This is a genomic window from Limnohabitans sp. 103DPR2, from assembly GCF_001412575.1.
Taxonomy (GTDB): Bacteria; Pseudomonadota; Gammaproteobacteria; order Burkholderiales; family Burkholderiaceae_C; genus Limnohabitans_A.
The window spans coordinates 285,373-299,348 of the sequence record NZ_CP011834.1 but is presented as its reverse complement, the minus strand read 5'-3'; the positions used below and the strand labels follow the sequence as shown (position 1 = coordinate 299,348).

The 13,976-nt window shown below is 54.5% G+C and carries 9 protein-coding genes and 1 pseudogene; 5 read left to right on the top strand and 5 right to left on the bottom strand.

What is annotated here, in order from left to right; translation table 11 throughout:
• Window positions 1-64: 64 nt before the first annotated feature.
• Window positions 65-1,063 carry a type I glyceraldehyde-3-phosphate dehydrogenase gene (gene gap / locus L103DPR2_RS01305; RefSeq protein WP_055359401.1) on the bottom strand — a complete coding sequence of 333 codons (999 nt, stop codon included), beginning with the start codon at window positions 1,061-1,063 and terminating at the stop codon, window positions 65-67.
• 60 nt (window positions 1,064-1,123) lie between these two features.
• Window positions 1,124-3,166 carry a transketolase gene (tkt, locus tag L103DPR2_RS01300; protein WP_055359400.1) on the bottom strand — a complete coding sequence of 681 codons (2,043 nt, stop codon included), beginning with the start codon at window positions 3,164-3,166 and terminating at the stop codon, window positions 1,124-1,126.
• Between the two features lie 198 nt (window positions 3,167-3,364).
• Between tkt and L103DPR2_RS01295 the strand changes: the two genes are divergently transcribed.
• From L103DPR2_RS01295 to L103DPR2_RS01275, 5 genes and pseudogenes are all read left to right on the top strand, one after another.
• Complete coding sequence (locus L103DPR2_RS01295; protein WP_055361770.1) at window positions 3,365-4,081, top strand: nucleotidyltransferase family protein; 717 nt, start codon at window positions 3,365-3,367, stop codon at window positions 4,079-4,081.
• 41 nt (window positions 4,082-4,122) lie between these two features.
• Window positions 4,123-5,523, top strand: coding sequence for an aminopeptidase P N-terminal domain-containing protein (locus L103DPR2_RS01290; RefSeq protein WP_055359399.1), 1,401 nt, complete (start codon window positions 4,123-4,125; stop codon window positions 5,521-5,523).
• 202 nt (window positions 5,524-5,725) lie between these two features.
• Window positions 5,726-8,026 carry an NADP-dependent malic enzyme gene (locus L103DPR2_RS01285; protein ID WP_055359398.1) on the top strand — a complete coding sequence of 767 codons (2,301 nt, stop codon included), beginning with the start codon at window positions 5,726-5,728 and terminating at the stop codon, window positions 8,024-8,026.
• Between the two features lie 147 nt (window positions 8,027-8,173).
• The gene (locus L103DPR2_RS01280) at window positions 8,174-8,578 is read left to right on the top strand and encodes a ribonuclease domain-containing protein (protein WP_055359397.1); all 405 of its coding nucleotides are present in this window, start codon (window positions 8,174-8,176) and stop codon (window positions 8,576-8,578) included.
• Between the two features lie 117 nt (window positions 8,579-8,695).
• Window positions 8,696-9,115: pseudogene (locus L103DPR2_RS01275) on the top strand (barstar family protein); the annotation flags it as partial.
• 253 nt (window positions 9,116-9,368) lie between these two features.
• Here L103DPR2_RS01275 and rsmA read toward each other — a convergent pair.
• Genes rsmA through L103DPR2_RS01260 form a run of 3 tightly spaced genes read right to left on the bottom strand, consistent with a single transcriptional unit; the run spans window position 9,369 to window position 13,952 of the window.
• Entirely contained in the window at window positions 9,369-10,136 is a 768-nt protein-coding gene (gene rsmA, locus L103DPR2_RS01270; RefSeq protein ID WP_055359395.1) for a 16S rRNA (adenine(1518)-N(6)/adenine(1519)-N(6))-dimethyltransferase RsmA, read from the bottom strand.
• The gene (locus tag L103DPR2_RS01265; protein ID WP_082466673.1) at window positions 10,133-11,533 is read right to left on the bottom strand and encodes a peptidylprolyl isomerase; all 1,401 of its coding nucleotides are present in this window, start codon (window positions 11,531-11,533) and stop codon (window positions 10,133-10,135) included. Before L103DPR2_RS01265 ends, rsmA begins: the two co-directional genes overlap by 4 nt.
• Window positions 11,526-13,952: an LPS-assembly protein LptD gene (locus tag L103DPR2_RS01260; protein WP_231717660.1), complete on the bottom strand. Its 2,427-nt coding sequence runs from the start codon at window positions 13,950-13,952 to the stop codon at window positions 11,526-11,528. The genes L103DPR2_RS01265 and L103DPR2_RS01260 overlap by 8 nt, the downstream gene beginning before the upstream one ends.
• Between the last annotated feature and the right edge of the window lie 24 nt (window positions 13,953-13,976).

The window sequence follows — 13,976 nt, the reverse complement described above, 5'->3', positions numbered from 1 at the left end:
AAAAGCCCAGCCAGAAATGGTTGGGCTTTTTTGCATTCACGCCGTAGCGTGATGCATGCGCGCATTACTTAGAAATGACGCGAACCATTTCCAAGCACTTGTTGGAGTAGCCCCACTCGTTGTCATACCAGCTGACAATTTTTACGAAGGTGCTGTCAAGTGCCAAACCTGCGTCGGCATCAAACACACTGGTGCATGGCTCGCCGCGGAAGTCGGTGGCCACCACTTTGTCTTCGGTGTAACCGAGCACACCTTTCAAAGCGCCTTGTGATTGGGCCTTCATCTCAGCGCAGATCTCTGCGTAAGTGGCGTCTTTGTTCAACTCAACGGTCAAGTCAACCACGGACACATCGGATGTGGGTACACGGAAAGACATGCCGGTGAGTTTTTTGTTCAACTCGGGAATGACCACGCCAACCGCTTTGGCAGCGCCCGTGCTGGAAGGAATGATGTTTTCCAAGATGCCGCGGCCGCCGCGCCAGTCTTTGTTGCTAGGGCCGTCCACTGTTTTTTGTGTGGCTGTGGCGGCATGCACGGTGGTCATCAAACCGCGCTTGATGCCCCACTTGTCGTTCAACACTTTGGCCACAGGTGCCAAGCAGTTGGTTGTGCAAGAAGCGTTGGACACAATGGCTTGGCCTGCATAGGTCTTGTCGTTCACGCCAAACACGAACATGGGGGTGTCGTCTTTGGAAGGTGCAGACATCAACACTTTCTTAGCGCCAGCGGCCAAGTGTTTTTCTGCGGAGGCTTTGTCCAAGAACAAACCAGTGGCTTCAATCACGATGTCGGCGCCAACTTCGTTCCACTTGAGTGCAGAAGGATCGCGCTCTTGTGTTAAACGGATTTTGCGTCCGTTAACGATCAGGTTGTTGCCTTCCACAGACACGTCACCTTTGAAGCGACCGTGCACGCTGTCGTACTTGAGCATGTAAGCCAAATAGTCGGGCTCGAGCAAGTCGTTGATGCCGACCACTTCGATGTCAGAAAAATTTTGAACGGCGGCGCGGAACACCATGCGGCCGATGCGGCCAAAACCGTTGATACCTACTTTGATCGCCATGATCTATTTCCTTTAAAGTTAAATTTCAATTTGATTCAAGTGAAGCGCTGAACGCAGAAATTATTTTTTCTGCAAAGCCACTTGCACGGTCTCGGCCACGTTCTCTGCCGTGAAGCCGAAGTGTTTAAACAGCACAGGTGCCGGTGCAGACTCGCCATAAGTGTCGATACCGACCACGGCTGCCACACCATACTTCCACCAGCCATCGGTGCTGCCCATCTCAACCGCCACGCGTGGCAAGCCGGCTGGCAAGACTTCAGATTTGTAGCTGCTGGTTTGACGATCAAAGGTGGTGGTGCTGGGCATGGAGACCACGCGCACACCAATTTTCTTCTCGGCCAACAACTCTTGGGCTTTCAAAGCCAATTGCACTTCAGAGCCTGTGGCAATGATCACGGCCTTGGCTTTGGCAATGCCCACGCGTGAAGGCTCGGCCAACACATAAGCGCCGCGGCTGATCTCGCCCAAATCCGTCTTGGGTGCATAAGGCAAGTTTTGACGTGACAACAACAGCGCGGTAGGACGGTCTTTGTTTTCCAAAGCCACGGCCCAAGCCACAGTGGTCTCGGCTGTATCGGCAGGACGCCACACATCAAGACCTGGAATCAAACGCAAACTGGCAGCGTGTTCAATCGACTGGTGTGTGGGGCCATCTTCTCCCAAGCCAATGGAGTCGTGCGTGAATACATGGATTACGCGTTGCTTCATGAGGGCAGCCATGCGAATGGCGTTGCGTGAGTAATCGCTGAACGTGAGGAAAGTGCCGCCGTAAGGGATGTAGCCGCCGTGCAAAGCCACGCCGTTCATGATGGCGGCCATGCCAAATTCGCGCACGCCATAGTTGATGTGGCGGCCAATCAGGCCTTTGTCGTTCTTCACCACATCACCTGCCAAGTTCATGCGCAGGGCGGGTGTGGAAGACGTGTTGGTGAGGTTGGAGCCCGTCAGGTCAGCAGAGCCGCCCAACATTTCTGGCAAGGCAGCCGTGAAAGCTTCCAAAGCCAATTGGCTGGCCTTACGGCTGGCCACGGTTTCGGCTTTGGTGTGCGCAGCAATGACCGCATCAACCGCAGTTTGCGCAAAGTTCTTGGGCAACTCGCCTTTCATGCGGCGCACAAATTCTTTGGCCAATGCGGGGTGTGCAGCTTTGTAAGCAGCAAACGCTTTGTTCCAATCAGCTTCGCGCGCGGCGCCACTTTGCTTGGCATCCCAGTTGGCGTACACATCTTTGGGGATGACGAAGGGCTCGTGTGCCCAGCCCAAAGCTTCGCGTGTGAGTTTGATTTCTTCGGCGCCCAAAGGTTCGCCGTGCGCCTTGGAGGTGTTGGCACGGTTGGGGCTGCCTTTGCCGATCGATGTTTTGCAAACGATCAGTGTGGGCTTGTCGGCGCTGTTTTTGGCATCGGCAATGGCTTTGGCCACAGCAGCAGCGTCATGGCCGTCCACTGCATCAATCACGTTCCAGCCGTAGGCGGCAAAACGTTGCGGTGTGTTGTCAATGAACCAAGGGGCCACTTGACCGTCAATCGAGATGCCGTTGTCGTCGTACAGCGCAATCAGTTTGTTGAGTTTCCAAGCGCCCGCCAAAGCGCAAGCTTCGTGGCTGATGCCTTCCATCAAGCAACCATCGCCCATGAACACATAGGTGTGGTGGTCGACGATGGCGTGTCCAGGCTGGTTGAATTCGGAGGCCAACAATTTTTCGGCCAAAGCCATGCCGACGGCATTGGTGATGCCTTGACCCAAAGGACCGGTGGTGGTTTCAACGCCAGGGGTGATGCCCACTTCGGGGTGACCGGCGGTTTTGCTGTGCAACTGGCGGAAGTTTTTCAATTCCGTCATGGGCAAAGGATAGCCTGTGAGGTGCAGCAATGCATACAGGATCATGGAGCCATGGCCGTTGGACAACACGAAGCGATCGCGGTTGGGCCAGTGGGGGTTTTTGGGGTTGTGTTGCAGGTGCTCGCCCCACAAAGCCACCGCCATGTCGGCCATGCCCATGGGCGCGCCGGGGTGACCCGAATTGGCTTGTTGAACAGCGTCCATGGCCAGGGCACGGATGGCATTGGCCATTTGTTGAGCTGCGGGTTGGGTGATTGCCATGGGGGCTCCAAAAAATGAGTCAGTGGGAATTGACAATGAAATTGACAAGTTAGCCCTCTATTTTACCGCCCATGAGCTTGCGCATCCCCTACAGCGTGGCAACATAGCGGCATGCGTTTGAATACCTTGGATTCCAATTTAGACCCAAGCTCGTCCAAAGACTGGGTGGGCACCGACGACCAAAGCTTGGCAAAGGTCATGATCTTGGCTGCTGGCCGGGGTGAGCGCATGCGCCCCCTCACCGACCAAACCCCTAAACCCCTTTTAACCGTGCATGACAAGCCTTTGATGCAGTGGCACATGGAGGCCATGGCCAAAGCGGGGTTTCATGATCAATTGATCAATACGGCCTGGCTAGGGGCGCAAATTGAGTCCAGGTATGGTCTGAACCCCAATTTGCCTGAAGTGGGGCACATTCGGCTGCGTTACTCGCATGAAGGACAGGCCTTTGGTTATGCGCTGGAAACAGCCGGCGGCATTGTCAGGGCCTTGCCTTCTTTGGCCGCAATTTTTTGGGTCGTTGCTGGCGACATTTACGCACCGGAATTTAATTTTTCGATGGAGCAATGGCAAGCTTTTGAACGAAGCACCAACTTGGCCCACCTTTGGTTGGTGCCCAATCCTGCCCACAACCCTGGCGGCGACTTTGGCTTGTCAGAGGATGGCCAAGCTTTGAATTTGCCCAAACCCAATCAGCTGTTCACTTTTAGCACGTTTGCCCTGTACAAGAAAGAATTCTTTGACCCGCTCTGGACGGGCATGCCGCAGGGCAATCCACAAGGCAAAGCAGCGCCCTTGGCGCCTCTGTTGCGGGCCGCCATGGACCGTGGCCAAGTCGGTGCCAGTCTTTATACGGGGCCATGGACCGATGTCGGTACCCCTGAGCGCCTGAGGGAATTGAATTCAAAGCCCTGAGCCCCCTTAAACTTAACCCACATTCATTCAGTCTTTTCAACATGAGCTTTGATTCCAAACTGTACGCCAAACGTCGCGCCCAACTGGCCGCTCACATGGCCGCGCAAGCGCCCAACAGCATCGCCATCATCCCCACAGCGCCAGAGCGTCAACGCAATCGGGACAGTGATTTCTTGTTCCGTCATGACAGCTATTTTTATTATCTGACTGGTTTCACAGAGCCCCATGCTTGGTTGGTGATCACCTCGGACGGCCACTCAAGCTTGTTTTGCCAACCCAAAGATTTAGAGCGAGAAATTTGGGATGGTGTGCGCTTGGGCCCAGAGGCAGCGCCCGCGCGCCTCGGTGTGAACGAGGCCACGTCCATTTCAGCCTTGGATGCCAAGTTGCCTAGCTTGCTTGAAAACAAGTCGGTGGTCTGGTACCCCTTTGCCACGCACAAAGACTTGTCGGCACGCATCGAAACAGGTCTGAATGCGGTGCGATCACGTGTGCGTTACGGCGCTTTGTGCCCAGAGCAACAGCGCGATGTGTGCGGCATATTGGACGAAATGCGTTTGATCAAAGATGCACACGAGTTGGACATCATGCGCCGCGCATCGCAAATCAGTGCGGGCGCTCACATTCGCGCTATGAAACGTTCCGCGGCCATGTTGCGCGCAGGACAAGACGTGCGCGAATACCATTTGGATGCGGAGTTGTTGCACGAATTCCGTCAGCATGGCTCGCAATACCCCGCCTATGGCTCCATCGTGGCCGGTGGCGCCAATGCGTGCGTGTTGCACTACCGCGCCGATGCCGCGCCCATTTTGAATGGCGATTTGGTACTGATCGATGCGGGTTGTGAACTCGACGGTTATGCCAGTGATATCACACGAACATTTCCAGCCAACGGCAAGTTCAGTCCTGCGCAGCGCGAGTTGTACGACTTGGTCTTGGCATCACAAGAGGCCGCCATTGCAGCCACCCACGAAGGTGCGCGGTTTGTCGATCCGCACGAGGCTACAGTGAAGGTGCTGGCCCAGGGCATGTTGGATGTCGGCTTGCTGGATGCCAACAAAGTGGGCAATGCACAAGATGTGATTGCCAATCGCAGCTATTTCCAGTTTTACATGCACCGAACGGGCCATTGGCTGGGCATGGACGTGCACGATTGCGGCAGCTATGTCGAGCCTTCAGAAGTGGGCACTTTCAGTGAACGCAAAGATCCTTTGAGCGGCGAGCTGATCAAAGACCGCCCTAGCCGCATCTTGCGACATGGCATGGTGCTCACCATCGAGCCGGGTATTTATGTGCGCCCGGCACCCGGCGTGCCAGAGCGCTTCCACAACATTGGCATTCGCATTGAAGACGATGCGGTCGTCACGGCAAAAGGCTGTGAATTGATCACGCGCGGTGTGCCGGTGAAAGCCGATGAGATTGAAGCGCTGATGCGTGCTTAACAGCCCTCGCAACACAAGGCCATGATCAGCGCCAAGCCAATGCTTCAAGTTGGCTTGTGCGTACAAGTCAAAACACTGCGTACTTTGAGTGCGGTTTCCCACATCGGTCCCTCAGTTTCGGGGGTCTAGAATGTGGCTCATGTAGGACCTCAAGTCCTCTCACCTGTTGACGGGGCCCTTGCTGCCCCATAGGAGTCAAACCATGCCATTGCCCAATGCGGAAGAACGACGCGCTCAACTGCGCCGTGCAGCGCTCGAATATCACGAATTCCCCACTCCCGGAAAAATCTCCATTGCCCCCACCAAGCAGTTGGTGAACCAACACGATTTGGCGCTGGCCTATTCACCCGGCGTTGCCGCACCTTGCGAAGAAATTGTCAAAGACCCCGCGGCGGCGTTCAAGTACACCAGCCGCGGTAATTTGGTCGGCGTTGTGACCAATGGCACGGCTGTTTTGGGCTTGGGCGACATTGGCCCCTTGGCTGGCAAACCGGTCATGGAAGGCAAGGCCGTCCTGTTCAAAAAATTCTCTGGCATCGATGTGTTCGACATTGAGATCAATGAAAAAGACCCCGAAAAATTGGTCGAAATCATTGCCGCACTCGAGCCAACTTTTGGCGGCATCAACTTAGAAGACATCAAAGCGCCAGACTGTTTCTACGTCGAGCGCAAGTTGCGCGAACGCATGAAGATCCCAGTCTTTCACGACGATCAGCACGGCACGGCCATTACCGTGGGTGCAGCCATTTTGAATGGCTTGAAAGTGGTGGGCAAAGACCCCAGCAAGGTCAAGTTGGTCACTTCTGGCGCGGGTGCAGCGGCTTTGGCCTGCTTGGGTCTGCTGGTCAAACTGGGCATTCCTCGCGAAAACATTTGGGTCACTGACCTGGCGGGTTTGGTGTACGAAGGCCGAACCGAGCTGATGGACGAAGACAAAATTCAATTCGCCCAAAAAACAGCGCAGCGTACCTTGGCAGAAGCCATTGAGGGTGCCGATGTGTTCTTGGGATTGTCCGCCGGTGGCGTGCTCAAGCAAGACATGGTGAAGAAAATGGCAGCCAAGCCATTGATCTTTGCTTTGGCCAATCCCAATCCAGAAATTTTGCCGGAAGATGTCAAAGCCGTGCGCGACGATGCCATCATGGCAACAGGCCGCACCGACTATCCCAACCAGGTCAACAATGTCTTGTGCTTCCCCTATATTTTCAGGGGTGCCCTCGACTGCGGTGCAACCACCATCACCCAGGAGATGGAAATTGCCGCGGTGTACGCCATTGCTGAATTGGCGCAAGCCGAACAAAGTGAAGTGGTGGCGGCAGCGTATGCCGGTGAGCCTTTGGTCTTTGGCCCCGAGTACCTGATTCCCAAACCCTTTGATCCTCGCTTGATGATCAAGATTGCGCCTGCTGTGGCGCAGGCTGCCGCTGAAAGCGGCGTGGCTTCACGCCCCATTGCTGACATGGAAGCCTACCGCGAACGCCTGCAAAGTTTTGTGTATGCGTCGGGCACCACCATGAAGCCCATTTACACCGCGGCCAAGCGGGGTTTGAAAAAACGTGTGGCCTACAGCGAAGGTGAAGAAGAACGCGTCTTGCGCGCCTCTCAAATTGTCTCGGACGAAGGACTTGCGCGGCCCACCCTTATAGGTCGTCCTGCCGTCATTGCAGAGCGCATTGAGAAGTTTGGTCTGCGCTTGCGGGAAGGTATTGACTACGACGTGGTCAACGTTGAGCAAGACAGTCGTTACCGCGACTTTTGGCAAACCTACCACCGCATGACCGAGCGCAAAGGCATCACAGTTCAAGTGGCCAAGATTGAAATGCGCCGTCGCCTGTCTTTGATTGGCACCATGTTGTTGCACAAAGGCGATGTGGACGGTCTCATTTGCGGCACATGGGGCACCAATGCCACCCACTTGCCTTATGTGGACCAAGTGATTGGCAAGCGTCCTGGCGTCAACACCTTTGCTTGTATGAACGGCTTGCTGCTGCCCAATCGCCAAGTGTTCTTGGTTGACACCCATGTCAACTACGACCCCACAGCTGAGCAATTGGCCGAGATCACGGTCATGGCGGCGCATGAAATGAAGCGTTTTGGCATTCGTCCCAAAGTGGCCTTGCTGTCTCACTCCAACTTTGGCACCTCCAATGAACCCAGCGCATTGAAGATGCGTAACACCTTGGCGCTCTTGCAAAAGAATGCGCCATGGCTGGAAGTGGATGGCGAAATGCATGGCGACATCGCTTTGGACGGCGACGCACGTGCCATCCAGATGCCCAACGGTACTTTGCACGGCGATGCCAATTTGCTTGTTTTGCCCAACATCGATGCTGCCAACATTTCCTACAACCTGCTGAAAACTGCAGCTGGCGGCAACATCGCGGTGGGTCCGGTTTTGTTGGGCGCCGCCAAACCCGTGCACATCCTGACGCCAAGCGCCACCGTGCGCCGCATCGTCAACATGACGGCTCTCACAGTGGCGGATGCCAACGCTAGCCGTTAATTAAAGCGCTTCATGCGCTTGGAACACACCGCGATGACATGCAAGGAAATCCCTTTTATTGGGGAAAGTACTTGCATTTTTTTGCACCTTCCGGCACACTAGCGCCTTCGAATTTCCGGGTTTACCCGAGGATTTTGAGGGTTGTAAATGGGTATCAAGACGCTTAACTTTGCTGCTTTAGCCGTTGGTTTGGCGTTTTTTGCAGGCTCTTGCACTAATTTGGTGCAAGCCAAATCAATGCCTGATGCAGTCATTTCTGCACCCATCGCTTTACAGGATTTGCCCAAAGAGGGCCAAGATACTTACCAACTCATCCGTCAGGGTGGGCCTTTTCGATACGAAAAGGATGGTGTGGTGTTTGGCAACCGAGAAAAGCAATTGCCTGCAGCAAAACGCGGTTTTTACCGCGAGTACACCGTCAAAACCCCTGGTGAAAGAAGCCGTGGTGCACGTCGAATTGTGTGTGGGGGCGAAGAGCCTCGCTTGCCAAAGCAGTGTTTTTACACGCAAGACCACTACACAAGTTTTCGCGAAATCGTGATGACGCCTTAAGGCTGTGCAACAAGGCCCGAAATGAATCAAGTTAAGAGTGTTTGCATGCAGGCACTCAGTGTTTGTCAATAAAAAGCCCAAAAGGCTGGTTTTAAAAATTAGAGAGTGAGAACGGTGATGGACAAGCCAATTCGACAGGACCAAGAAACACCTTTGAAAGGTGTGCGGACGAACATCGTCCAGTCGATTCGTGCATTTCGTGTCAACGACTTGCAAGAGGCGGCACAGGGTTTAGGCCAGCATTTTTTGTATGCCAACTTGGCCAAGGCCCAAAGCAAGCAAGACGTCTTGGATTTGATTGCAGCGCAATTTACCTTGCCAACGCACTTTGGCAAAAACTTTGATGCCTTGTACGACTGCATGACAGACCCCCTGCACAAGTCAGGCCCTCAGCCTGGTTTCATTGTGGTCTTGGAGCAAATTCCTGCCAATGCCAAGTTTGACAAAGAAGCACGCGAACAGCTGTTGGACATCTTCCGCGACACAGCCGATTACTGGGGTGACCGTAAAGTGCCATTCCGCTGCTTCTATTCTTTCTCAGTCGCTCGCGCTGCGACGGCAGGCGGCGAAAAATTGCCCGAACCCACGCCAGAGCTCGACGCAGAAGGCGTAGAAATGCTGGCCGAAGAAGGCGAGAAAATGCCAACAGACAAGTTGGTCGACGTATCGCCTTTGGCCTTGCGCATGAGCAGCCCCTTCAATGCAGGTTACTGGTTGGCCGCGGCGTAACGTCCAAGCCTTCTGAACCTCCAGCGCTGCAGGCTTTCAAGCTTGCAGCGTTTTTTTCATCTCATGGCGACGCTTCACGCTGCAGTGCCAACGCCAAGTTGAGGTATTCCTCAACCGGTACTTCTTCGGCTCTGCGTTGGACATCAAAGGTGCCTGAAAAGTTTCTTTCAGTCAGCCAAGCACCCAAGGTGTGACGCATCAATTTTCGACGTTGACTGAAGGCAACCTGTACCAATTTTTCTAAGAGTTTGGGCCCGATGGCGGCCGGCGTTGCGCGTGGCACCATTCGGACCACCGCACTGTCAACGCGTGGCGGTGGGTCAAAACTTTCGGGCGGCACAAACAACACATTTTCCATGGCGTATCGCCATTGCAGCATGACCGACAAACGACCGTAATCTGAGGTTGCGGGAAGCGCCACCATGCGATCGATCACTTCTTTTTGCAGCATGAAGTGCTGGTCTTCTATGACGGCAACATGTTCAAGCAAGTGAAATAAGATGGGCGTGGAAATGTTGTAGGGCAAGTTGCCCACCACGCGCAGTTTTTGGCCTTCAGCCAATGCGGTGAAATCAACTTTCAAAACATCCGATTCCACCACGGTGAGTTGTTTGTGCAGACGCAGGCGCAAGGCCAGATCGCGATCTAACTCGATCACAGTGAGATGACCCAGGCGCTCTACCAAGGGCTGAGTGAGTGCTGCCAGGCCAGGGCCAATTTCAACCATGGGTTGGCCAGCTTGCGGGCCAATGGCGTCGACGATGGCATCAATGATGCCGCCGTCAGCTAGAAAATGCTGGCCAAATCGCTTGCGTGGAATGTGTTTCATTGCGGTGGATCACGCAATTCAACGTAGGCGCGGCCGCGCAATTCGTCCACCCATGCCGTGTACATTTCTTCCATTTTCTTTTCGCGCAACTGGTTGCGAACCATCTCACGTTGCTCGCGCAAAGTCAGCGGAACTTCACGTCGGTCCATCACTTGAATCAAGTGAACGCCAAAGCGTGAAACCAATGGATCGCTGACTTGTCCGGGGCGCAGGCGCGCCATCACTTCTTCAAACTCAGGGACGAATTGACCGGGGCTGGCCCAACCCAAGTCGCCTCCGGTTTGCGCACTGCCGTCTTGTGAGAATTGACGCGCCAGGTCTGCAAAATCAGAACCTGCTTGGATGCGCTGTTTGTAAGTTAGCAAGCGATTGCGCGCCGCAGTTTCATTGAGCTCGTTGGAAACGCGCAGCAATATATGACGCGCGCGTGTCTGAACAATGGTGGTGTTGCTGAGTTCGGTTTGTTTTTTATCAAGCACTTTCAAGATGTGAAAGCCAGCGCCAGAGCGAACGGGCTCCGAGATGTCGCCTTTGGTCAAACTCCGTGTGCTGTCGACAAACAAGGTGGGATAACGATCGGCCGGGCGCAAACCCATTTCGCCGCCGTTGGCACCTTTGTCGCTCGCCTGAGAGAAAGTGCTTGCCAGCGTTGCAAAGTTTTCACCCGCTTTGGCACGCTTTGAAATTTGCAAGGCCTTGGCTTGTAGTTCAGCGACTTCTTTGTCGGAAGCGGTTTCTGGAACCGCCACCAAGATCATGCCCAGATTCAAATCATAGGAAAGACCGGTTGAGGGCTTGCCGGCTTGCTGTGTTTGAATGAATTGCTCGACATCTGTGTCTGAGACGCGAGCGCGGTTGTCAACCTCGCGTTCGCGCAAACGGCTGATCATGAGTTGACTGCGAAGCTGTTCACGGAATGCCGTGACACTCAAACCCTCGGTCGCCACGCGTTTGTAGAGCTCTTCTTTGCTCACTTGGTTTTGTCGTGCGATGGTGGCCTCAGCTTGATCCACTTCGGTGTCATCGATGCGAATGCCATTGTCGCGCGCCTGTTGCAATTGGGCTTTCTCGTTGATCAATTGATCGAGGGCTTGCTGGGTCAGGGTTTTGGCGTCTGGCACCGGACTGCCAGGAACAACTTGTTTTGCCAAACGGAGTTTGAGATTTTGAACTTCGTTGTTGGTGATGGGTTCAGAGTTCACAACCGCCACAATGTAATCAGCAGGGCGCACTTTGACGGGGCCTTGTGCGAGCACGTGATTGGCGTGCCCGCCTATGGCCAAGAGGCCCATGCACCATCCCACGCCAAGCAGTGCTTGTTTCAATTGGCGAAGGGTCGCGGTCAGGTGCAAGCCAGTTTGCGACTTGGTTGCGTTCAAAGAGAAAGAGTTAGTCATAAGAGGTGAATCTGCTGGTGGGCGCCAAGTCTTCTCGGAGGTATTGGTAACGAGGGATATTGTCGCGCAATGTTTTCAGTGGGCTTGAACCGACGCGCGCCAAACCCACAAATTCAAGCTGGAACAAAATTCGGCTGCGTGAGGTGCTGGTGGTACTTTGCAAGCGCTCATAAACCACGCGGCCCAACCAACAGCCAGCGTCGTACTCAAAGCCCAGCAGGGTGTCGACCATTTTGCGGTCTTTCAGGCTGAAGTTCATGCGCCCTACACTGTACCAACGGTCGGCGCCTAAGCCTTGTCCTGGCGCTAATGCTTGGCCTGCTGCTGGCGCTTCGTCAGTGCCCCAAGCAAAGTCACGCAAGGGCCATTGCCAGCCTAAGTCAATTTGCTCGCTTTGATCGCGGGTGAGACGGTAGGCGGTGTTGAACACGCGGTAAGGGCTGGGGTTGAAGCGCGTTGTGAGTGTGGTGCGTGTGGTGCGATGGGTTTGGGCGTCGAATTGCAAAGTGGAGTCGAAGGTCCACCGATTGTCCCAACGCACACCTGCCCCTAACAAAATATCACTGAAGCCAGAAGACACAGGCAACTCACCCGGCAGTCGAACCAATTGGTCCGAAAAACGATAGCGTTGTGCCACACCAAACCTTGCCAATTCAGCGCCTGTGTTGTTGTCAAACAATCGGCTGTTCACACCCAAGGTGACCAAATTGTTGTCGGCAATGCGGTCTTGACCCACGTAGGGGTTTTCGGAGTAGACCGTGGTCAGGTTGAAGTCGGTGGCACCGCTGTCGTAGCTGGGCAGTTGGCTTTGATCTTTGTAAGGTGTTCTGACAAAAAATGCGCGAGGCTCGAGCGTTTGGCGAAGTCCTCGGCCAAAGAAGGAGGCATCGCGTTCGTAAACCAAACCCGTGTCCAGGCTGAAAGTGGGCAACAAACGGTTGACTTCCGACTGGCCGGTGGCCAACGGCGTGTCCAATTGATAGCGCGTGCCGTGCAGTTGAATTTTAGGAATCACAAAGCCCCAAGGTTTGAGCCAAGGGTGACTGATTTGGGCGGCTGCATAACTGCGCTGGCCATTTCTCAAAATAGCACTGGTGCCACCTGGAATTTGACTGTAATCGGCTTCAAAACGTGTCGTGTCAGCGGTGAAGCCGACATCAAAGCCCTGAACGTCCCACTTGTTGTAGCGGGCCACCATTTGAGGTGACCGGTCGTAAGGCGGCGTGATGGGTGAGCTGATGTCTTGCAGGGTTTGGAATTTCAAGACCTGGGTCATCAGGGTCCAATCGCCTTGTCCCCAATACAGACTGCCCGAGGCGGGCAACAAACGTTGCGTCAAAGACAAGCCTGCGCGAGGAAAGTCTCGCCAATAGTTGTCATCGCTAACGCGGTTCAAATTCACATTGACACCCAAGCGGCCCAACACACTGTTGCCAGTTTCAATGCCGCCGATGTGCTGTGCCGACAAACCCCAGCGAGATTGTTGGCGCAAGCTGTCGTTGGGCATCACGTTCAAACGAGCTTGTCCTTGACTGTCTGTTTCCAAATAACGGAATTCAGAATCAAGTGCCACACCGCGTTTGCTCATCACTGTGGTGCTCAGCGTGGCATCGCGGTTTGGCGCAATGTTCCAGTAATACGGCGAGGACACCTCAATGCCACTCACGGTGTCAATGCCAATCAACGGGGCCAAAAGGCCGGATTGTCTGGCACTGTTCAATGGAAAGGTCAGCGACGGCGCCGCCAAGATGGGCACATCTTTGAAGCGCAGTTGCATGTCTTTAGCTTGAACGGTGTTGTCTTCTTCATTCACCTGCAAGCTGGCGGCCTTGAGAACCCACTCTGGCAACCAGCTGGGGCCTGGCACACGCGAACATGTGGTGTAAGTGGCATTGCGCACCGTAGCCCGCTGTGCATCGATGAATTCAATCTCTGCCGCATCACCGTGGCCCCCACCCTTCAGCAAAGAATAGGTGGGCTGTAGAAATTTGCCTTGAAATGAATCGGCTTGCAGCTGGAGTAAAGGGCCTTCAAACACATTGCCCTCGCGCATGATCCGCACTTGGCCCTGTGCCTTGAGGGTGTCTTGCGATTGGTCGTATTCAATGCGTTGCGCGCGAACGCTCAGGCCTTGCTTTCGCAAGATGGCATCGCCTTCAATCACCAAGTCCAAGTCTGGCCGCGCGTCGATCCGCTGACCGGAGACGAACACAGGCGACTGTTTTCTTTCTAAATCGGAGATTTTTTCTTCCAAGCGAAGGCTGCTTTGGAGAACCACGCTGGCGGACGCTTTCGCTGGGGGGGCCGATGCGGCAGGCCCCTTTTCTTGGGCGACACTGGGCAGCTGCCACAGCAACACGCCACACAAAGTCAGGGCTTGTGCAAGCTTTTGTTTCTGAAATGTGTGGGTGGTCTTCAAGGGGCTGTTATCTGCAAGGACGGG

Coding starts and splice junctions, on each gene's coding strand:
- L103DPR2_RS01290 (WP_055359399.1), top strand. CDS start 4,123: ATGAGCTTTGATTCCAAACTGTACGCCAAACGTCGCGCCCAACTGGCC.
- rsmA (WP_055359395.1), bottom strand. CDS start 10,136: ATGAAACACATTCCACGCAAGCGATTTGGCCAGCATTTTCTAGCTGAC.
- L103DPR2_RS01280 (WP_055359397.1), top strand. CDS start 8,174: ATGGGTATCAAGACGCTTAACTTTGCTGCTTTAGCCGTTGGTTTGGCG.
- L103DPR2_RS01265 (WP_082466673.1), bottom strand. CDS start 11,533: ATGACTAACTCTTTCTCTTTGAACGCAACCAAGTCGCAAACTGGCTTG.
- gap (WP_055359401.1), bottom strand. CDS start 1,063: ATGGCGATCAAAGTAGGTATCAACGGTTTTGGCCGCATCGGCCGCATG.
- L103DPR2_RS01295 (WP_055361770.1), top strand. CDS start 3,365: ATGATCTTGGCTGCTGGCCGGGGTGAGCGCATGCGCCCCCTCACCGAC.
- L103DPR2_RS01285 (WP_055359398.1), top strand. CDS start 5,726: ATGCCATTGCCCAATGCGGAAGAACGACGCGCTCAACTGCGCCGTGCA.
- tkt (WP_055359400.1), bottom strand. CDS start 3,166: ATGGCAATCACCCAACCCGCAGCTCAACAAATGGCCAATGCCATCCGT.